Source organism: Rhodoluna miladensis (SeqCode) (genome assembly GCF_965234705.1).
GTDB classification, from domain to species: Bacteria; Actinomycetota; Actinomycetes; order Actinomycetales; family Microbacteriaceae; genus Rhodoluna; species Rhodoluna miladensis.
Map to the genome: position 1 here is coordinate 745,614 of NZ_OZ248465.1, position 20,001 is coordinate 765,614.

The 20,001-nt window shown below is 50.0% G+C and carries 18 protein-coding genes; 9 read left to right on the forward strand and 9 right to left on the reverse strand.

Translation table 11 applies throughout. The features are described 5' to 3' along the window. Positions 1-27: 27 nt before the first annotated feature. Positions 28-1,188: a Na+/H+ antiporter NhaA gene (locus AC8GDC_RS03720; RefSeq protein ID WP_506557330.1), complete on the forward strand. Its 1,161-nt coding sequence runs from the start codon at positions 28-30 to the stop codon at positions 1,186-1,188. On the opposite strand, the gene zapE is transcribed toward AC8GDC_RS03720, so the two are convergent. Beyond that, the gene (gene zapE / locus AC8GDC_RS03725) at positions 1,151-2,173 is read right to left on the reverse strand and encodes a cell division protein ZapE (RefSeq protein ID WP_506557331.1); all 1,023 of its coding nucleotides are present in this window, start codon (positions 2,171-2,173) and stop codon (positions 1,151-1,153) included. The genes AC8GDC_RS03720 and zapE overlap by 38 nt on opposite strands. A gap of 47 nt (positions 2,174-2,220) precedes the next feature. On the opposite strand from zapE, the gene AC8GDC_RS03730 reads away from it, so the two are divergent. Genes AC8GDC_RS03730 through AC8GDC_RS03750 form a run of 5 tightly spaced genes read left to right on the forward strand, consistent with a single transcriptional unit; the run spans position 2,221 to position 6,131 of the window. Then, complete coding sequence (locus AC8GDC_RS03730) at positions 2,221-3,123, forward strand: sulfurtransferase (protein ID WP_506557332.1); 903 nt, start codon at positions 2,221-2,223, stop codon at positions 3,121-3,123. Continuing rightward, a complete protein-coding gene (locus AC8GDC_RS03735; protein WP_506557333.1) occupies positions 3,124-3,555 on the forward strand; it encodes a SufE family protein in 432 nt (143 codons plus the stop codon). Continuing rightward, on the forward strand, positions 3,552-4,211 hold the full coding sequence (locus AC8GDC_RS03740) for a dihydrofolate reductase family protein (protein WP_506557334.1): 660 nt from the start codon (positions 3,552-3,554) through the stop codon (positions 4,209-4,211). Before AC8GDC_RS03735 ends, AC8GDC_RS03740 begins: the two co-directional genes overlap by 4 nt. A gap of 48 nt (positions 4,212-4,259) precedes the next feature. Beyond that, a complete protein-coding gene (locus tag AC8GDC_RS03745) occupies positions 4,260-4,829 on the forward strand; it encodes a DUF3000 domain-containing protein (protein ID WP_506557335.1) in 570 nt (189 codons plus the stop codon). Further along, a complete protein-coding gene (locus AC8GDC_RS03750; protein ID WP_506557336.1) occupies positions 4,830-6,131 on the forward strand; it encodes an HRDC domain-containing protein in 1,302 nt (433 codons plus the stop codon). Here AC8GDC_RS03750 and dxs read toward each other — a convergent pair. The 5 genes from dxs to dut are packed head-to-tail and all read right to left on the reverse strand — an operon-like array spanning position 6,055 to position 12,459. Then, the gene (dxs, locus tag AC8GDC_RS03755) at positions 6,055-8,001 is read right to left on the reverse strand and encodes a 1-deoxy-D-xylulose-5-phosphate synthase (RefSeq protein WP_506557337.1); all 1,947 of its coding nucleotides are present in this window, start codon (positions 7,999-8,001) and stop codon (positions 6,055-6,057) included. The two genes, AC8GDC_RS03750 and dxs, sit on opposite strands and share 77 nt — an antisense overlap. Positions 8,002-8,035: 34 nt before the next feature. Continuing rightward, positions 8,036-10,717 carry an aconitate hydratase AcnA gene (gene acnA, locus AC8GDC_RS03760; RefSeq protein ID WP_506557338.1) on the reverse strand — a complete coding sequence of 894 codons (2,682 nt, stop codon included), beginning with the start codon at positions 10,715-10,717 and terminating at the stop codon, positions 8,036-8,038. 57 nt (positions 10,718-10,774) lie between these two features. Next, entirely contained in the window at positions 10,775-11,446 is a 672-nt protein-coding gene (locus AC8GDC_RS03765) for a DUF3159 domain-containing protein (protein WP_506557339.1), read from the reverse strand. Beyond that, entirely contained in the window at positions 11,446-12,024 is a 579-nt protein-coding gene (locus tag AC8GDC_RS03770; protein ID WP_506557340.1) for a DUF3710 domain-containing protein, read from the reverse strand. Before AC8GDC_RS03770 ends, AC8GDC_RS03765 begins: the two co-directional genes overlap by 1 nt. Next, entirely contained in the window at positions 12,025-12,459 is a 435-nt protein-coding gene (gene dut / locus AC8GDC_RS03775; RefSeq protein WP_506557341.1) for a dUTP diphosphatase, read from the reverse strand. 25 nt (positions 12,460-12,484) lie between these two features. On the opposite strand from dut, the gene AC8GDC_RS03780 reads away from it, so the two are divergent. Next, on the forward strand, positions 12,485-12,946 hold the full coding sequence (locus tag AC8GDC_RS03780) for a DUF3093 domain-containing protein (RefSeq protein ID WP_506557342.1): 462 nt from the start codon (positions 12,485-12,487) through the stop codon (positions 12,944-12,946). Here the strand turns inward: AC8GDC_RS03780 and AC8GDC_RS03785 are convergent. Next, the gene (locus AC8GDC_RS03785; protein ID WP_506557343.1) at positions 12,943-13,227 is read right to left on the reverse strand and encodes a DUF4193 family protein; all 285 of its coding nucleotides are present in this window, start codon (positions 13,225-13,227) and stop codon (positions 12,943-12,945) included. The two genes, AC8GDC_RS03780 and AC8GDC_RS03785, sit on opposite strands and share 4 nt — an antisense overlap. Before the next feature lie 157 nt (positions 13,228-13,384). On the opposite strand from AC8GDC_RS03785, the gene sepH reads away from it, so the two are divergent. Next, the gene (sepH, locus tag AC8GDC_RS03790) at positions 13,385-14,347 is read left to right on the forward strand and encodes a septation protein SepH (RefSeq protein WP_506557344.1); all 963 of its coding nucleotides are present in this window, start codon (positions 13,385-13,387) and stop codon (positions 14,345-14,347) included. A 6-nt stretch (positions 14,348-14,353) separates the two neighbouring features. Here sepH and AC8GDC_RS03795 read toward each other — a convergent pair whose 3' ends face one another. After that, positions 14,354-15,508, reverse strand: coding sequence for an alkaline phosphatase family protein (locus AC8GDC_RS03795; protein ID WP_506557345.1), 1,155 nt, complete (start codon positions 15,506-15,508; stop codon positions 14,354-14,356). On the opposite strand from AC8GDC_RS03795, the gene AC8GDC_RS03800 reads away from it, so the two are divergent. Further along, complete coding sequence (locus tag AC8GDC_RS03800; protein WP_506557346.1) at positions 15,494-17,890, forward strand: DNA gyrase/topoisomerase IV subunit A; 2,397 nt, start codon at positions 15,494-15,496, stop codon at positions 17,888-17,890. The two genes, AC8GDC_RS03795 and AC8GDC_RS03800, sit on opposite strands and share 15 nt — an antisense overlap. Here the strand turns inward: AC8GDC_RS03800 and AC8GDC_RS03805 are convergent. Further along, positions 17,887-19,968 (reverse strand): DNA gyrase/topoisomerase IV subunit B, encoded by a 2,082-nt coding sequence (locus AC8GDC_RS03805; RefSeq protein ID WP_506557347.1) that lies wholly within the window; start codon positions 19,966-19,968, stop codon positions 17,887-17,889. The two genes, AC8GDC_RS03800 and AC8GDC_RS03805, sit on opposite strands and share 4 nt — an antisense overlap. Positions 19,969-20,001 lie beyond the last annotated feature (33 nt).

The window sequence follows — 20,001 nt, forward strand, 5'->3', positions numbered from 1 at the left end:
TTTCCAGTTTCAGGGTATTTTGGGACTATGAAATCAGAAAGAAACGCCGCTTTAGTGATGATGTTTGCCGCGATGGTTGGACTGCTATTGGCAAATTCACCTTTCGGTCAGCCGGTGCTAAACGCCATCGATTTCAAGCTCAATCTTGATCTGATCAACATAAACATCACCCTTGGCCACGTGGTTTCGGATCTGTTCCTAGCAGTGTTTTTCTTTGTGGCGGGCCTTGAGCTCAAATATGAACTGACTACTGGAACTCTTTCTAGTCCAAAGCGGGCGCTGGTTCCTGTGGTTGCCGCGATCGCAGGTGTTGCGGTTCCTTCATCGATTTATGCCTACTTGAATTGGGGAACAGGGGCAATTGTGGGCTGGCCGATTCCTGCCGCTACTGACATCGCCTTTGTACTTGGACTATTGGCAATCTTCGGAAGAGGAATGCCGAAAGAGGCTCGCATTTTCCTTTTGGCGCTGGCTATTTTTGATGACCTGGTCGCAATCGCCATCATCGCAATCTTCTACACTGCTGATGCCCAGCCGACCTGGCTCCTGGCCTGCATTGCTGTCGCTATTGCCTTTAGATTTGCTGAGATGTCCCGCTCCAAAGATAAGTGGCTTATCAGAGCAGGTTTCGGAATCGTTCTTTGGTACACCGTTTACCAATCAGGTGTCCACGCCACCATCGCAGGAGTCTTGCTGGGGATTCTGATCCCCGCAACTCGTGCTCACGGTGTGATTGCTAAGGTGCAACCAGCAACTAACTTTGTGATTCTTCCGCTATTTGCTTTCACTGCTGTTGCGGTTGTGATACCTACCATGACCGGCGATTCAAACAACGTCTTTACAGGAATTTTCTTTGGGCTTGCGGTTGGAAAAGTTGTTGGCATTTCGATCGCAGCTGTGATTGCCAACCAACTTCTCAAACCCAAGGACCGACTCCCGCTTGGAATATTTGACTTGATTCCGTTGGGTTTGTTAGCCGGGGTTGGATTCACCGTCTCGCTTTTGATGGCTCACCTGGCATTTTTAGGCAATCAAGAACTTTACGCACAAGCCGTTCTTGGAGTCTTGCTGGGATCATTTGTGGCAATGGGTGCCGGCGGAGCTTTACTCTGGCTGCGTGCTCGCTGGCATCTAAAGAACAAGCCCAAGACTAAAAAGACGAAGTCAAAGAGCCGATCCGCGAAATAGCTCTTAGATACTTCTTTTTGTATCCGCCTGACAAATACTCTGGCGAGAATACTTCTGTTAGCCCGACCCCTGTTGAACCAATGCTGACTTGAGATTCGTAGAGCCTGTCGACAAACGAGACGAACCTCAGGGCTGCCGATTGATCGGTCAGAACGTGAGCGTTGGTTAGAACGACAGAATCGACCCCATCAATAAGTTTTAGAAACTTTGATGGGTGAACTTTCGCCAGGTGAGCAAGCAACTGATCGAACTCATCAACTGCAACAAGCTGACCCTCGGAAACCTTATGTTCAACTTGACTCATGTAATCACCGGCGCCAAGGGCCTGGGTGTGTCCGTCGACGGGGCGATGTCGGTAGTCTTCGCCATCAACGCTGACAATCAAGAAGCGATCCGACATCGCCGCAATCTCTCTTGCAAAATCCTTGGCAGCGAATCGACCCTGCCCTAGAGCGTTTGGAGGTGTGTTGGAAGTAGCTGCAAACCTGATGCCCTTAGCTCCGAGTTCGCTAAGTAGCCTAGACATTAACATGGTGTCCCCTGGATCGTCCAGCTCAAACTCATCGATACACAAAAGTTCATAGTTGGAAAGCTGCTTGAGGGCATCGGCGAACCCAAGAAGCCCAATCAGGCTGGTGTAAGCAAGAAAACTACCGAATGCCTTGGTCCCCTTGAAATCGTGCCAAATCGAAGCAAGCAAATGTGTTTTGCCAACGCCGAAGCCACCGTCGAGGTAGATTCCTGTGCTTTGCGTCGTTTTTGATCTAGAGAAAAATCCCTTGAGGCTAGATGGTCTAACAAACTCTCTTGCAGAGGCAACCGCTGCGGCTTGAGAGGGAAAGGATGAATCTGGCAGGTAGTTATCGAAGCGGGCTTTGGTAAACTCTCTAGGAGGTACCAGTTGACTGAGTACCTCTGACAAACTGGGATTGGGTTGAATTTCAACCAGGGAACAAATAGCCCCTGAAGTGGTTGACAATGACACCGCCTAGTGTGGTCCCGAACAAGCCCTCAGTCTACAAGGAGAACAAGTTGCCAATCAGCATAGACAACAGTCCAAAGTTTGCCGCGTACGCGAATCCGCGTGCACTGGTTAGCACCGAATGGCTTTCCCAGAACTTGGGTTCCGAAGGTCTAGTGGTCTTGGAATCCGACGAGGATGTTCTGCTTTACCAAACCGGCCACATTCCTACCGCCCGCAAGATTGACTGGCACACAGATTTGAACGACAAAGACACCCGTGACTACATCGACGGTGAAGGCTTTGCAGCAGTTATGTCGCGTCTGGGAATTAAGCGTGAAGACACAATCGTGCTGTACGGCGACAAGAGTAACTGGTGGGCTGCATATGCCCTCTGGGTGTTCAAGCTTTTCGGCCACGAAGATGTTCGCTTACTAGATGGCGGCAGAGATAAATGGACCAGCGAAGGCCGAGAGCTAACTAAAGACGTTCCTGCAGTCCAGCCTTCAAGCTACCCGGTGGTGGAGCGAAACGATTCGACTCTGCGTGCATTCAGAGATGACGTCTTTACCCACTTTGGCAAGCCAATGATTGATGTTCGCTCGCCTGAGGAGTACTCGGGAGAACGCCTAACGGCTCCGGGCTACGCAGACGAGGGTGCAACCAGAGCAGGTCACATTCCAACCGCGGCTTCGGTGCCCTGGTCAAAAGCCTGCAACGAAGACCAAAGCTTCAAAGACCGCGCAGGACTAGAAGAGATTTACCTCAAGGGAGCATCTCTAGCTGGCCATTCCGATGTGATTGCATACTGCCGAATTGGTGAGCGCTCATCACACACCTGGTTCGTTTTGAAGTACCTAATCGGAATTGAAAAGGTAAGAAACTACGACGGTTCCTGGAGCGAGTGGGGCTCTCTAGTGAAGGCTCCAATCACCGTTGGTAGCGAACCTGGTCCCATTCCTCAGCTGGTCTAAATGCCGACACTTGAGACAGCTGAACAGCTGATCAAAGATTTCGAGATTCTTAGGGATTCCGAGCGACTTGATCTGTTACTGGAATTTTCAGATGCTCTTCCGGAGCTGCCCCAGAGATATGCAGATCATCCAGAGCTGTTAGAACGAGTCGAAGAATGCCAATCCCCCATATTTCTATTTGTTGAAATAGATGATCAAGGACTAACACGGTTGTTTTTCAGTGCACCAGCCGAATCCCCAACAACTCGAGGCTTTGCCAGTGTGTTATTCAGTGTTATCGATGGCTTACCAGTCAATGAAGCCTTGGAATTCGACCAGGACTTTCCCTTCAAGCTCTCGCTATCATCAGCTGTCTCTCTTCTTCGACTCAGAGGGATGCTCGGAATTCTTTCGCGCATCAAGCGCCAGCTTCGGGAAAAATCTCAACAGTGATCAAGCCAATTTTTGGTCTTGCTAAAGCTTCAGGTGCATCAGAACCAAAATCCTTGGCAGCCGCCTATGGCAATTGGTCTGGCATTCGCTCGAATCACGTAATCACCGAGTCCGGCAAGTTTTCGGGAAGCGATGGATCCTCGCGCTCGATCTCGAGTAAAGAAGATCGGGAACTTCTCTTGGAGATTCGCTCACGCACTGACCTGATTGTTGTCGACGCCGCTACGGCAAGGCTCGAGCAGTATCGAACCCCGCGTTCTGGGGCGCACCTGGCAATTTTTTCTTCAACCGGAGATTTTGACGGTATCCCGGCAATTGAAGATCAATCGCATCCCGTCTTTCTTTTTTCAAGTGCTGCGGTCAGAACCGAGCAGACAAGTTCCAAGAATGTGCCTGTCCAAATTGGTAGCAAGCCCTTTGATGGATTTCTAAACTGGGCAAATTCGAACGGGTTTAGCTCTATCTTGCTTGAGGCTGGGCCGACACTGACAACCCTTGCCTTCGAGGCAGGCGTAGTTGGGCAATCGGCAATTACTAGAACGCCAATTGCCGCTAGCGAAACTGCCGAGAAGCAGCGCAATCCATTTGATGGAGAAGCTATGCTCGTATCTTTTGCACAGTCCGAGGATCACAGCTTTTCGCTCTGGACTCACTAACGGCGTGGCAGAAGCCCAAGACCAAGAGCGCCTCGTAGTGTTATTCAAATGCTCGAGATTTCTGATAAAACCGACACGACTGCTGACTTTCAGCTTGCGGTGATGTCCCTGCGCCAGGCGACTATTCGCGAAGGCGTCAACATTACAGAGATCCCATCTCCTGACAAGATTGCAAAATACTCGGTTTCCTTGGCCGCCAACATCGGAATTGATGCTCACGAGAATAGATCCGATCAGGGAACCGGCCGCTTTGTTCTTCTAAACTCCGACGAAGCCCAAGAAGGTTGGGGTGGCAACTACCGAATTATCTGTTTTGCAAAATCACCCCTGGAAACCGACATCGGACAAGACGAACTAATCACAGACGTTTGTTGGGCGTGGCTTGAAGATGCGCTACGCAGTCGTTCAGCCGGGTACGCTTCCGAGGCTGGAACAATTACCAGAATCATTTCGCAAGGGTACGGGTCTATTTCTGGCCACAGCGACCATGCCGAGCTTGAGTTACGTGCTTCCTGGTCGCCTACTGATAACAACTTCTCTGCTCACCTTGAAGCCTGGCAAGACCTGCTGTGCATGATGTCTGGCCTTCCACCTGAATCTGGAATCAGCAGAATCTAATTGTCTGAATCACCTGAAGCACCCGAGCTTCCAGAACTTCCAATGCTTCAACACCCTCGCGCAGCAACCAGGCTAATCACCGATGAGAGTGCACTCCAAGAAGCTGTTGCAGTCCTGAAGGCCACAACTGGCCCAATAGCGATTGATGCTGAACGCGCCTCAGGATTCAAATATTCTCAGCGGGCCTACCTGATTCAAATTCGAGCAGTAGATTCAGAGATTTTCCTGATTGATCCAGTGGCTACTCCAGACATGGCAGCCTCAAAGGCGTTTCAGCAGTTAGCAGCCGTGCTAAAAGATCGCGAGTGGATTTTGCATGCCGCCACTCAAGATCTTCCCTGCCTCAATGAAATAGGACTCTACCCGGGTTCAATCTTTGACACTGAACTTGCAGGGCGCCTTGCAGGAGCACCACGTGTTGGACTTGGCTCACTAACCGAATCACTATTGCAGTTCCGACTTGCAAAGGAGCACTCCGCTGCGGACTGGAGTACTAGACCACTACCTGAGTCCTGGTTGAATTACGCAGCCCTTGACGTCGATGTTCTCCATGAACTGGCAAGTGCAGTGCAGGAGCTGCTGAACCAACAAGGCAAGCTTGATTGGGCCACTCAAGAATTTGTGTATCTAATGAGCTTTAAGCCAAAGCCTCAAAGAATTGACAAATGGCGCGGCATCACTGGCTTACATAAGGTCCAGGACAGACTTTCCCACGAAATTGCTAGGCAGCTCTGGACTGCTCGAGAATCACTAGCTCAGAAGATGGATGTTGCTCCGGGAAGGTTGATTCCTGATTCCTCAATTTTGGCAGCCGCAACCCAAAAGCCTAAGGCGCGACCAGAGCTTGCGGCTATGAAATCATTTTCGGGTAGAGCAAGCCGCTCTTACCTAGACCTCTGGTGGGATGCTATCCAATCTGCGCTGAAAGCAACTGAACTACCGAGTCTGAAGCCAGAGAAAACTGATGTCATCCCAAATCACCGCAACTGGATTACAAAGTTTCCTGAAGCCGATCGTCGACTCAAATACGCGAAAGCTTCCCTGATTGAACTATCTGAGAAAAAATCAGTTCCATTAGAGAACTTACTTACGCCGGAGATTTTGCGTCAGGTTAGCTTCACTCCCCCGGAAAACTTAAGTTACGAAACTCTTTCAGGGAAGTTGGATGAACTAGGCGCCAGAACCTGGCAGGTTGAGCTAACTGCTCAGTTGATTGTTGACGCGTTTACTCTTGCGAAGACAGCTCCGGTCGATCAGACAGCGGCTGATCTCCCGGCATTGGACGAGCATGAGGAACTCTAGAGCCTAGAACCTGGGCAACGATTTCTCTGGAAATACTCTGAGCAGTTAGGCCCACTCGTTCCAAAATTTCATTTCGGGAAGCGTGCTCCAAGAATTCATCTGGCAGACCAATTTCACTCAAAGCAGTGTCAATCTGCGCGGCTCGAAGATCTTGACGAACTCTGGTTCCAATACCGCCGACACGAATACCATCTTCGATTGTGACAACTAGTCGATGATCAGCTGCCATCTTGACAATCGATTTTGGAACTGGGATTACCCAGCGAGGATCAACCACGGTTGAGCCAATTCCTTGGTCTGAAAGCATCTTGGCAACCTGAATTCCAGTTTCGGCCATTGCACCGACAGTAAGAATCAGAACGTCCTTTGCCGAAGATTCGTGAAGAACATCCACCCCATCTTCGAGTCTTCTAATTGCCGGCAACTCGTTGGCAACAGTGCCCTTCGAAAAGCGAATCACTGTTGGAGCATCGCTGATAGCAACAGCTTCGGCCAACTGTTCTCTGAGGCGAGTTTCGTCGCGGGGGGAAGCAATGCGAATCCCTGGAACAATCTGGAGCATCGCAAGATCCCACATTCCGTGATGGCTAGCGCCATCTGGACCGGTGACTCCAGCGCGATCAAGCACAAAGGTGACTCCCGCCTTGTGAAGGGCTACATCCATCAAGACCTGGTCAAATGCCCTATTCATAAACGTTGCATAAACCGCAACCACAGGGTGCAGGCCACCGAAAGCCATTCCAGCGGAGGATGTCACGGCGTGCTGTTCAGCAATTCCAACATCGAACACTCGGTCTGGATATTTGGCTGCAAATTTGTGCATACCGACAGGAATTAGCATCGCTGCAGTGATGCCAACTACCGACTTGTTGTTATCGGCAATAGTGACCAGCTCATCAGCAAATACTGAAGTCCAGCTCTTTTTCCCTGAGGACTCGATCGAAACACCAGTATCCGGGTCAATCTGTCCAACTGCGTGGAACTGATCAGCTTCGTCACTGACGGCTGGATCGTAACCTTTACCCTTTTGAGTAATGGCGTGAACAATAACTGGGTTGGCGTACTTCTTAGCTTGCTTTAGGGCAGCTTCCATCGCGTGTAGGTCGTGACCATCAACTGGACCGATGTACTTCAGGTCTAGGTTTGGGAACATTCCCTTAGGTGCGAAAGAGCCAAGAAGTCCTTTACCTGCACCTCGCAAAGTTGAGTAAGCCATTCGGCCAATAGTTCCAAACTTGAAGAAAACTTTTTTGCTCAATCGATACAAACGACGGTAGAACTTCTCGGTTCTAATGCCATTGAGATACCTTGCGAGTCCACCAATTGTTGGTGCGTATGAGCGACCGTTGTCGTTTACAACAATCACAAGCTTGCGGTCATTGTCATCTGAAATGTTGTTTAGTGCTTCCCAGGTCATTCCCCCCGTGAGCGCACCATCGCCAACAACCGCGATTACGTAGCGGTCGTTTTGCTCAGTAAGTTTGTATGCTTTCGCAATTCCATCTGCCCACGAAAGAGATGATGAGGCGTGGGAGCTTTCAACGATGTCGTGGACGGACTCGGATCGCTGCGGGTATCCGGCAAGACCGTCTTTTTGGCGAAGGGTGTCAAAATCTTTTCGCCCAGTTAGCATTTTGTGCACGTAGGACTGGTGACCAGTATCGAAAACAATGCTGTCATTTGGAGAATCAAAAACTTTGTGAATAGCAATCGTGGTTTCAACAACACCTAAGTTTGGACCGAGGTGACCTCCAGTTTTTGCAACCTTGGCAATTAGAAAATCACGAATCTCTTGAGCTAGCTCAAGAAGCTGCTTGTGGGTAAGCGACTTTAGGTCCTCGGGACCGTTCACTGAATCTAGTATCGCCATCTTTATTCCAACTTCTTTGTCGGTACTTGTATTCCTAAGCCGATACTAAGGATCGCAGTACGTATTGCAAAATACCACCATGCCTGAAGTAATCGGCCTCTCCCGGGGTATCAATGCGAAGTACCGCATCAAAACGCACCTCAGCCTTACCTGGTGTCGAGTGCGCGGAAGGCTTAGCTGTGACCTTCAGGGTCTTGGGAGTCACTCCATTGTTGAGCTGTTCGACGCCTTCGATTTCGAAGATTTCAGTGCCATCTAGTCCCAAACTCTCTGCCGAACTTCCGGCAGGGAACTGAAGAGGCAAAACACCCATTCCAATCAAGTTGCTTCTGTGAATGCGCTCAAAGCTTTCGGTGATTACTGCTCTAACCCCCAGCAAAGAAGTTCCTTTGGCAGCCCAGTCTCTGGATGAACCAGAGCCGTATTCTTTGCCAGCCAAAATTACAAGTGGCGTTCCTTCAGCCTGGTAGTTCTCACTCGCGTCGTAGATAAATGACTGGGCACCATCTGCCTTTGTGAAATCTCTGGTGTATCCGCCTTCTACGTTGTCCAAAAGCTGGTTGCGAAGGCGAATGTTTGCAAAGGTTCCGCGAATCATGACTTCGTGGTTTCCACGGCGGGATCCATAGCTATTGAAATCGACTCTTGATACTCCGTGGTCGGTTAGGTATTTTCCAGCAGGAGAATCGGCCTTGATGGAACCGGCCGGACTGATGTGATCGGTAGTGACTGAATCGCCGAGTTTTGCAAGAACTCTGGCACCTGAAATGTTTGTCACAGGTGCCGGGTTCATTGTCATGCCATCAAAGTAAGGCGGCTTTCTTACGTAGGTGGACTTCGCATCCCATGCGAAAGTGTCTCCGGTTGGAGTCTTGAGTGACTGCCAGCGCTTGTCTCCCTCGAATACACCGGCGTACTGCTTTGTAAACATTCCGGAGTTAATTGAAGAATCGATGGTGTCCTGGACTTCAGTTGGAGTTGGCCAGATGTCCTTTAAGTAGACCTCAGAGCCATCTGAGCCAGTGCCTAGAGAATCCTTTTCAAAGTCAAAATCCATTGTTCCAGCAAGCGCGTAGGCAATAACTAGAGGAGGTGAAGCCAAGTAGTTCATCTTCACGTCTGGATTGATTCGACCTTCAAAGTTTCTGTTTCCAGAAAGAACAGCGGTTACTGCCAAGTCATTTGCATTTACGGCATCAGAGATTTCCTGATCCAACGGGCCGGAGTTTCCAATACAAGTGGTGCAACCATATCCAACTAGCTGGAAACCAAGAGCGTCGAGATCCTTTGTAAGACCTGACTTGTCGTAATAATCTGTGACAACTTTTGAACCCGGTGCCAGTGAGGTCTTCACCCATGGCTTAGCCGTTAGCCCCTTGGCTACTGCTTTTCTTGCCAATAGACCCGCGGCCAGCATTACCGAAGGGTTTGAAGTATTAGTACAAGAAGTAATGGATGCAATGCTCACGTGACCGTGATCCATTGCAAAATCCTTACCCTTTACCTGCGATGGGTTAGAGGCCACGGCGGAGTACGCCTTGATGTCCTCTGAGAACTTGCGCTTGGATGCAGAAAGTTCGATACGGTCCTGTGGGCGCTTTGGTCCGGCGATCGAAGGAACAACGGTTGACAGATCTAGTTCTAGGTACTCGCTGTATCGCGGTTCAATAGCTGGATCGTGCCATAGACCTTGGGCCTTGCTGTAAGCCTCAACCAGAGCAATTTCTTGTTCTGAACGACCAGTGAAACGAAGGTAATCCAAATTCACTGAGTCGATTGGGAAAATTGCAACGGTGGAGCCAAACTCCGGGCTCATGTTTCCAATTGTTGCGCGGTTGGCTAGTGGAACAGATGCCACACCGGCTCCATAGAACTCCACGAATTTTCCAACCACACCGTGCTTACGAAGCTGTTCGGTGATGGTTAGAACTACGTCGGTAGCGGTTGCCCCCATTGGAATCTGACCGGTGAGCTTGAAGCCAACAACTTTAGGAATAAGCATTGAAACAGGTTGGCCAAGCATCGCAGCCTCGGCTTCGATTCCTCCAACTCCCCAACCGAGCACGCCAAGACCGTTGACCATGGTGGTGTGAGAATCGGTTCCAACGCAAGAATCAGGGTAAGCCTGCAAAACCCCATCAACTTCGCGGGTCATCACTGTGCGGGCTAGGTATTCAATGTTTACCTGGTGGACAATTCCAGTGCCCGGAGGAACCACCTTGAAATCATCAAAGGCCATCTGTCCCCAACGCAGGAACTGGTAGCGCTCTTCGTTTCTCTGGTACTCATATTCAACGTTGCGCTCAAAGGCATCGGCTGATCCAGCCACATCGATAACAACCGAGTGGTCGATGACTAGTTCTGCAGGTGCAAGCGGGTTGATTTTCTTTGGGTCTCCCCCAAGCTCGACCATCGCCTCGCGCATGGTGGCAAGGTCAACTACACATGGCACTCCAGTAAAGTCCTGCATGATCACTCGAGCCGGAGTGAACTGAATTTCGGTATCTGGCTCGGCCTTTGGATCCCAATCGATAATGGATTGGATGTGTGAAGAAGTCACGTTGGCGCCATCTTCGGTTCGAAGCAGGTTCTCTAGCAAAATCTTGAGGCTGTAAGGAAGAGTCTTGGCATCTAATTTGGACATGTCAAAGATTCGATACTTCTTACCCGAAACTTCTAGCTCGCGCGCGACGCCGAAACTATCTACCTTGGACACTATTTACTCCCTATTTCCCATGGACCCGCTGGGCCCTTAGCTCTAAAAATACCATCCCTAGCGGGGCTTTAAAACGGTGGCCCTAAGCATCAGCCAAGTGCACACGATCACTAGGGCGTATAACGGTGGACCCATTGCAACTCGCGCCGTTGCTAGTAGCTCTGTATTGCCAGCAAAGTAGAGGGGAAGCTGAATAGCCAGTCGCAGACTAAAGAACCCAACCCAAAAGGCAGTCACCCCTGAGTAAATGGCCAACACCTTCTTATTCTTCCGCCAGCTCGTATCGTGGCCTCGAAGGATTTCTACCAGCACACCGATTATTGGCCATCTCACCAGAATTGATAGCAACAGAACAGATCCGTAGACGGCGTTAGTGATAAATCCAGGTATAAAGTAGTCAACTGCTTGACCGCCTTCACGCAGAGCTAACCAAGCTGCAAATCCAACAGCCAAAGCTCCAATCAAAGCACTGGAAGCTGACTTGCGCGTAATCAACCGATAAAGAATGAACAAGGCTGAGGTGCCGCCAGCCAGCGATACCGAAATCAGTGCCTCGCCGGTTATGGCAAAGCTAGTTCCAAACAAAACGCTCGGCAGGATGGTCTCAACTACGCCGAGCCAGCCACCCATTCCTGCAAGTAAAGACTTTTTGTCAAACTGAAGATTTCCATTTTCAGCACTAACACCGAGTCGCTTTGCGGCAGAATCGCGCAGTTCATCATTGGACATCAGGAAAGAGCCTTTTTAGCTGCAGCGGGAGCAACGAGTGGAAGCAGTTCCTTTGGAGGCATCGGGCTAGTACCTCTCATAACCACCACGGAGCGAAAGATATCAATCATGTAAGTCATGGCAAGAGTGTCAGCCAGAGCTAAACCTGAAATAACACCGCGAAGAAACCACTTCGGTCCATCAACACCAATGAACTTTGCAAGTCTGAAACCTCCGTCACGGGTTGGTAATTGAGCGTTGAGCTCCGGACCCAATGGACCAATGACCGTTTCAGTTTTGCCGTTTTGGGACTGAATTGATTGTTCGAGCGCTGCTCGAATTTCGTGCCAGATACCTTCGCTGCCAGGGGCACTAAAAGCCTGCAGTTGCAAAGACGATCCCTGGTGATCAACAGTTAGAGCAACTATCCGACTAGATGCCTCTTCGACCTCAAGTTTCAGCGTGACATCTTCACGAATTGGGATCTGAACCGCACCAAAGTCAACTAATGGCTTAATTTCAATTACTTCGCTGGAGTCAAATGGGCCAGCGGAAACCCGGTCGATGGGTGCTGACTTTGAATTTCCGTATGCGAGCATCTAGGCTCGACCACTCGAACCGAAACCAGTTTCGCCGCGTTCACTATCAGGAAGTTTGTCAACTGCGGTAAAAACAGCCTTCTCGACAGACTGGATAAGAAGCTGAGCAATTCGATCCCCTGCGGCAATTTCAAAATCAGTATCAGAACTGTTATACAAAATCACCATAATCTCACCGCGGTAACCAGCATCGATGGTTCCAGGTGTATTCAAGACTGTGATGCCGTGCTTTGCCGCCAAACCTGATCTTGGGTGAACTAACCCTACATACCCATTAGGGAGTGCAATCGAAACACCGGTAGGCACCAATACTCGAGACCGGGCCGGAACAGTGGTTGCAACAAAAGAGCGCAAGTCAGCACCCGCATCTCCTGGTTTGGCGTAGACCGGTGCAAAACCCTCTGGGGCGCTTATCAATACTCGAACTTCACTCATCAGATGACAGCGTAATCTAGAAACTGTGCCCAACCCAGAACCGACAGAGCCAATTGTCTATAGGGAGCGAGTTCGCCCAAATTTAGGAACCTTTATAGCGGTGGCAACGCTGTTGCCGGCTGTGACACTGGTTTCTGAGCCGTTTGATTATCGAATTGGAATAGCTGTTGGGCTAATTCTGGTGATATCAATTTGGGCAGCGCTATTTTTCTTGGCCCCAGTTATTCAGGTGGGAAGTTCTCATCTAACAGTAGCCCGTGCAAGGATTCCGAGGAATTTAATTGGGAAAATCGAAGAGATCGCTAAAGATCAGATTTTTTCTGAACGCGGACCGAAACTAGACCCGGCCGCCTACAAAGTTTTCCAGGGAACTGTAAAAACCGCCATAAAGATCTCTTTGAATGATCCAAATGATCCGACCCCCTACTGGATCATCTCAACTCGAAAGCCAGCACAACTAGCCGAAGTGCTCAGGGCAAAAAACTAAGCGTCACACTCTGAACAGATTGGGCCGTTCTTGGTCTTTCTTGCAACCAGTGAGCGGTGCTTCACAATAAAGCAATTTGAACAGGTGAATTCGTCATCTTGTGGAGGCAAAACCACAACATCTAGATCTTCTGAGACAACGTCCGGGATTGAAAACGAGTCGCCGGAGTCATCAACTTCAGTATCCGAAGCTCCTGTGGTAGCAGGAACGCGCTCTTTTATAGCCTCGATGGACTCGGTGTCATCGTCAGCTTTTCTAGGGGCGTCGTAATCGGTTGCCATTGTGGGACCCTTCAGTTCTTCGGTAAGCGCTAGTAGTGTCCAACAAAAACCACCCAATAGCAAACCGACACAGCGACAATTTCCTTGGAAACTCCCGTGTTTTGGCTAGGCCCACGGGGCCCTTGCTGGCACACTTCTTGTTAGGAGAAGACAAGCCATGAAAGACATAAAGTTCCTGGGCGCAGATGGTGACTTTCTATTGCTCGAAACCGCCGAAGGGGTGCGTTACCGACTCTTAGTTGACGAAACTGTCAGGCGCGCCAGCCGAGGCGAAACGCAGTCGCAGCTCGACGCTCCAACCCTAAGTCCTAGGGAGATTCAAGAAGAGATCCGAGTTGGCAGAAGTATCGAAGACATCATCGCCGCCAGCGGAGCTCCGGAAGAGTACATTCGCAAGTTTGCCCAACCGGTTCTGGATGAACTAAATCATGCAGTTCTAAACGCCCTAACCGTGAGGCTGGAAATCGCGGGTGATCGATTCAATGAACCAACCGCTCGAGAGTTTGGCGACATCATCAAATCAAGATTGGCTGCCAGCGGCGCAGGCATAGAGCTCTGGTCTGCTCTCAAGGCTCCTGATCAAGGCTTTTTTATCTTCTGTGAATTCGAGCTCAACGGCGAAACAAAAAAAGCTACCTGGAGTTATAACCCGAAACGTCTTGCCCTGTCTCCGGAAAACGATGTGGCAATCAACCTCTCGTCTCAGGACAGACTTGCAAGCCAAGCACCAAGACTTCGACCGGTTGCAACAGAGCCAACTTCGATTACCGAGAGCCTGGGTGAAACTGTTGATCTTGTGAGGTCAATCCCTACCTCCGCAGCACCGCTGAATACAACTGCTTCCGAACCAGATGAAACAGCAATTTCTGAAACTGCAGATCTGCTAGACGCTCTGCGAAAGAAAAGAAGTGAACGCGAAAGCGTTGAGCAGCTAGATCCACACCCTTCCACTGAAGGCTTGAGGATTGTTGAGTATGTGCCAGAGCCAGTTATTCTCGAGGAAGAGCCAGAGCCTACGCCTGCTCCAGTAAATCCTGACTCATCAAATTCACCCAAGCGTGGGCGTGCATCTATCCCAAGCTGGGATCAAATTGTTTTTGGAACAAAGACTGAAGACTAAGGCTTCTTAGAAAACCAGTAGCGGAACTTCCCACTCGGCTTTGCTCATTCCACCGTGTTGGCCAATCATCGACATCGATTTCACTTTTGCAAATTCTCGATGGTAAACAACTCGATCGCCCTTAGGTAAAACCACCAAATCAGGGGCAACTTTCTTAGCCGATTCACTTAGTGGCCGGTACCAACCAGCATCAACCAGTTCTTGCATTGTCGCAACTTCAGCTTGTGCGCCTAAATCAGCCTGGAGTGCTTCGCGCTTTGCGACTAGATCGATTCCAGTTTCAAAGTACAAGAATCCAACTCTGGGATCTCCCCCAATCATGGCAAGGTCCTTCATTGACTCGTAGTGCTCAAGATAGACGTGTGATGTTTGAGGAACATCAATCACACCGTGATCTGCTGTCAGAATTGCGCCTGCTGTTTTTGGGAGAGATTTCATGAAGATAGCAAGAACCGAATCAAGATCTTCTACGGTGTTTAGCCAGTTTTGAGATTGAGACCCGAATCGATGTGCGAGTTGGTCAAGTTCGGGTATGTAGAGATAAACCAGCGTGCCTGGCTTTGTAATCTCGCCTCTTGCAATGTCAAAACGTTCCTGCAATGTCTTTGCGGCCAAGTATTTTGAAGCCGGCATCGTGGCTTGGGTAAAACCACTTCCCTCATACTCCCCCGGTCCAACCGTAACGACATTCTTGCCAGCCTGTACCGCCTGCTCACTGATGGTCTGCAAATCTTGATACTTCTGAGGCGGGAACTCAGTGCCTAAGTCATTGAGTAAATTGATTGGCTTGGATATTTCTCGGTCAAATACGCGGTAGCCAATAAATGCGTGTTCACCGCTTTGCTTACCAGTTGCAAAACTTGCCAGGCTTGTGGCGGTTGTTGTGGGAAAGCCCGAATAAAGAGACTTAGAAGTACTTAGCTTCTGATTAAGAAATCCGGCGTGACCTCCGGCTGCTTTGATGTTTGCAACCCCTAGTCCATCGACGAGGATAACCAGATAGCTTTGCTTGGCTGGAAGTGAGAGTGGGTTTGGTTTGCCGTCGAGCGCAAGGAATGCACTGAGATAAGCCTCGGAAAGCCTCCCAAATGAATTTGGTACAGAAGGTAGCATCGAAGCTAAGTTTGCCACAGCAGCAGGAAGATCATGGCCAAAGAACAAATCGATAAAGTTCCGGAACGAATCTTTGACATCGACCTATCCAAGGAGATGCAGGACTCGTTCCTGGAGTACTCGTACTCAGTTATCTACTCCCGTGCCCTTCCAGATGCCAGAGATGGCCTGAAGCCAGTCCACCGTCGAATTGTTTATCAAATGGGCGAGATGGGACTTCGCCCAGACCGCGGTCATGTGAAATCAGCTCGAGTGACCGGTGAGGTAATGGGAAAGCTTCACCCTCACGGTGACAGCGCCATCTATGACGCTCTAGTTCGAATGGCTCAACCGTTTTCCTTGCGTGTTCCACTTATCGACGGTCATGGAAACTTCGGTTCCCTAGATGATGGTCCAGCGGCAGCTAGGTATACGGAGGTTCGCCTTTCGTCAGCAGCTTTGGTGATGAACGAAGGGCTCAGCGAGAACGTCGTTGATTTCAAGCCCAACTACGACGCACAACTTTCCGAGCCAGAAGTGTTGCCAGCGGCATTTCCAAACCTGTTGGTTAACGGTGCTTCGGGTATTGCCGTGGGTATGGCAACAAACATGCCCCCGCACAACATGCGCGAAGTTGTGAAGGCGGCAATTTATCTTCTAAGGAATCCGAAGGCATCTCTCGATGACCTAATGGCTATTGTTCCGGCACCTGATTTTCCCAACGGTGGAATCATCATGGTCGGGGAAGGAATCAAGGAAGCCTACGAAACCGGTCGCGGCAGCTTCAAAACAAGGGCACGAGTGAGCGTTGAGTCGGTAGCGCCGAGAAAGATGGGGCTAGTTGTCACTGAGCTTCCATACCTCGTGGGTCCCGAAAAGGTCATTGAAAAGATCAAAGAGGGAGTAAATGCCAAGAAGCTCCAGGGCATTTCAGATGTGATTGACCTAACCGACAGAACCAATCGCCTAAAGCTGATCATCGAACTCAAAACCGGCTTTGATCCACAAGTTGTTCTTGACCTGCTCTACCGCTACACACCGATGGAAGACAGCTTCGGAATCAACAACGTAGCTTTGGTCGAAGGCCAACCCCAGACTCTTGGACTGCGTGATTTGCTGGGCGTATACCTTGCTCACCGCATCATCGTCATCAGAAGAAGAAGCGAAAACCGACTTGGAAAACGCCAGGCTAGATTGCATCTGGTCGAGGGAATGCTGCTTGCCATCGTTGGCATAGATGAAGTAATCAAGATCATCAGAGGGTCAGAGGAAGTCCAGGAAGCTAAGACCAAGCTGATGAAGAAGTTCAAGCTCAGCGACATTCAAGCTGAGTACATTCTCGAACTGAGGCTTCGCCGCCTCACAAAGTTTTCAAAGCTTGAGCTCGAAACTGAGAAAAAGCAGCTGCTCCTTGAAATCGCTGAGTTAGAGAAGATCCTCAAAAGCGATAAAGCCCTAAAGGATCTGGTCGCCTCAGAAATGGAAGAAGTAGCCAAAAATTACGGCGACGATCGTAGAACCTCGTTGCAAGCAGAAGGCGAGGTAGTCACTGAATCTGCAGCTACCAAGAAACTTGTCAACGCTGAGCTGACAGACTCCCCCTCGGCTATCACCCTCACCGCTGCTGGGCGGGTATTTAGATCAGAGGATGCCAAAGAGCCCACAGTGAGAAAAAACGGCTACCGAAACTGGTTTGCTTCCACAACCAGAAGTGATGTGGTCTTTGTCACAGATGCCGGACGTATGCTTCGCACCCACGTTGGAGACATCCCAATTGGCGACAGCGCAACCCATAACTCAGGAACCCCGACTGCAGAGTTTCTTGGCCTTGGTAAAAAAGAGAAGGTCTTAGCTCTATTCCCAGTCGATGAGAAGACCATCATTGCTCTCGGAACCAAAAATGGAATAGTCAAGCGGATCACCCCAGATTTCCCAGCCAAGTCGGATTTTTCCTGCATAAACCTCAAGGGATCCGACAAAGTAGTCGGTGCAGCCGCCTCGCTTGAAACTGACGAAGTGGTGTTCATTACTCAGGACGCTCAGCTACTGCGCTTTGATGCAAAGGCAGTCAAACCTCAAAGCATCAATGGCGCAGGCATGGCTGGCATCAAGACAGACTCAGAAGTTGTCTATTTCGGCGTTCTAAAACCTAAGGAGAAAAACGTCGTGCTGACAGTTGCAAATAGCAATGCTTCACTTCCAGGAACCGACGGTGGTGGAATGAAGGTTTCAAAGATCGACGAGTTCCCTAAGAAGGGTCGGGCAACTGGAGGCGTGCGCTGCCAGAAGTTCATCCGCGGGCAGAATCAAATCGTTTTTGGATACGTCGGTCCTGAAGGCTTCCAGCTAATTGACGGCAAGGGTAAAGCAATTGGTGTTGAATACGAGCTTCAAAAACGTGACGCTTCGGGAGATCCTGCTCCAGCGATCAGCTTTGTTGGAAGAACCTAAGCGTCGATTCTTTCCCGCTCCAGCGAATCCGCTGAGTCAATAATGAAATCTCTTCGAGGACCAACTTCATTTCCCATTAGAAGTTCAAACATCTTCTCGGCAGCTTCTGCGTCTTTTACTGTGACTCGCCTAAGCGCTCTCTTGGAGCGGTCCATAGTAGTTTCCGCGAGCTGCTCGGCATCCATTTCTCCAAGACCCTTGTAGCGCTGGATTGGCTCTTGGTAGCTCTTCTTGGCAGTTTTGAGTTTTGCTAAAAGCTTTTCTAGCTCAGCTTGCGAGTAGGTGTAGATGTGCTCATTGGATTTTGATCCGGCGTTAACAACAGTCACACGGTGTAGCGGTGGCACCGCTGCAAAGACTCGTCCTGCTTCAACCAATGGGCGCATGTAGCGGAAAAACAGTGTCAAAAGCAAAGTACGGATGTGAGCGCCATCAACATCCGCATCGCTCATTAGGATTACTTTTCCGTACCTTGCAGCATCTAACTCAAAACTGCGGCCAGAGCCTGCACCAAGAACCTGAATGATCGAAGCGCATTCGGTGTTGGAAAGCATGTCTGCAACTGAAGCTTTCTGAACGTTCAGAATCTTTCCGCGGATTGGCAAAAGCGCCTGGTACTCACTGTTTCGAGCCAGCTTTGCTGTTCCAAGAGCCGAGTCACCCTCAACGATGAACAACTCCGAAACTTCAGTTTCTGATGTCCTGCAATCAACTAGCTTGCTTGGCAACGAAGAGCTCTCGAGAGCGTTCTTACGACGCTGTGTTTCTTTGTGAGTTCGGGCCGATACTCGAGCCTTTGTCTCGGCCACGATTTTTTCGAGAACTAGAGCAGATTGAGTCTTGTCATCGCGTTTGGTGGATTTCAATCGTTCGTTCAATCGTTTTGCAACAATTGCAGAAACTATGTTCTTGACCGCTGGAGTTCCAAGGATCTCCTTAGTCTGACCTTCAAACTGCGGCTCGGCTAACCGGACAGCAACTACTGCAGTAAGGCCTGCAAGAATGTCCTCTTTTTCGACCTTGTCGCTTCCAAGTTTGAGCTTTCTCGAATTTGCATCAATCTCGGCACGAATTGCCTTTACTGCACCCTGTTCAAATCCGGCAACATGAGTTCCGCCTTTGGGGGTTGCAATCACGTTCACAAAGGAACGGAAGTTTGTCTCGTATCCAGTTCCCCACCGGAGGGCGATGTCCACTTCACAGTTGCGTGTGACCTCGGTTGAGACCATGTTGCCCTTTTTATCTAGGACTGGAACGGTCTCGGTGAACTCCGCGTCTCCGCGCAGACGCCACACCGAGGTTAGTGCTGTATCCGGGGCGAGGAAGTTGACGAACTCTGAGATACCACCCTCGAATTTGAACTCTTGTTTGATTCCCTTAGCTGTGCGCTTATCGCTCAAACTGATTACGAGTCCAGGCACTAGAAAGGCGGTTTGGCGTGCCCTGTCTTCAACTTCCTTTAAATCAAAGGCAGTTTCCTTAACGAAAATTTGCGGATCTGGCCAGTAGCGAACCCGAGTTCCAGTTTTTGTCTTTGCGACCTTGCCAGAAATCTGAAGCTCGCTTTTTTTGACGAAAGGCTTGAAAGGGTTGGTTGGAGAAATGCCCTTTTTGTCATCAAATACCCCAGGCTCCCCGCGCCTGAAAGACATCGAATAGGTTTGCCCGTTTCTATCTACTTCAACATCTAAACGCTCTGAAAGAGCATTGACTACAGATGCGCCTACTCCGTGGAGTCCACCGGATGCTGCGTAGGAACCCGATCCGAATTTTCCACCTGCGTGAAGTTTGGTGAAAACCACCTCAACACCAGAAAGTCCAGTTTTGGGCTCGATGTCCACCGGGACTCCTCGGCCGTTATCTTCAACAGTTACGCTGCCGTCTTTTTGCAGCTCAATAAGTACTTTCTTGCCGTGTCCAGCCAGAGCCTCATCGACGCTGTTGTCGATGATCTCCCATAGGCAATGCATCAGACCGCGCCCATCGGTGGAGCCGATATACATTCCTGGGCGTTTGCGAACCGCCTCTAGGCCTTCTAGGACCGAGAGGTGCCTTGCTGAGTAGTCTTCGCTTGCCACTTGAGAATCTTAAGCTTGTGGGCGGGTGGGCCT

Coding starts and splice junctions, on each gene's coding strand:
- AC8GDC_RS03770 (WP_506557340.1), bottom strand. CDS start 12,024: ATGCTCGCATACGGAAATTCAAAGTCAGCACCCATCGACCGGGTTTCC.
- AC8GDC_RS03800 (WP_506557346.1), top strand. CDS start 15,494: ATGGCCAAAGAACAAATCGATAAAGTTCCGGAACGAATCTTTGACATC.
- sepH (WP_506557344.1), top strand. CDS start 13,385: ATGAAAGACATAAAGTTCCTGGGCGCAGATGGTGACTTTCTATTGCTC.
- AC8GDC_RS03720 (WP_506557330.1), top strand. CDS start 28: ATGAAATCAGAAAGAAACGCCGCTTTAGTGATGATGTTTGCCGCGATG.
- dxs (WP_506557337.1), bottom strand. CDS start 8,001: ATGGCGATACTAGATTCAGTGAACGGTCCCGAGGACCTAAAGTCGCTT.
- AC8GDC_RS03765 (WP_506557339.1), bottom strand. CDS start 11,446: ATGTCCAATGATGAACTGCGCGATTCTGCCGCAAAGCGACTCGGTGTT.
- AC8GDC_RS03745 (WP_506557335.1), top strand. CDS start 4,260: ATGCTCGAGATTTCTGATAAAACCGACACGACTGCTGACTTTCAGCTT.
- dut (WP_506557341.1), bottom strand. CDS start 12,459: ATGAGTGAAGTTCGAGTATTGATAAGCGCCCCAGAGGGTTTTGCACCG.
- AC8GDC_RS03785 (WP_506557343.1), bottom strand. CDS start 13,227: ATGGCAACCGATTACGACGCCCCTAGAAAAGCTGACGATGACACCGAG.
- AC8GDC_RS03735 (WP_506557333.1), top strand. CDS start 3,124: ATGCCGACACTTGAGACAGCTGAACAGCTGATCAAAGATTTCGAGATT.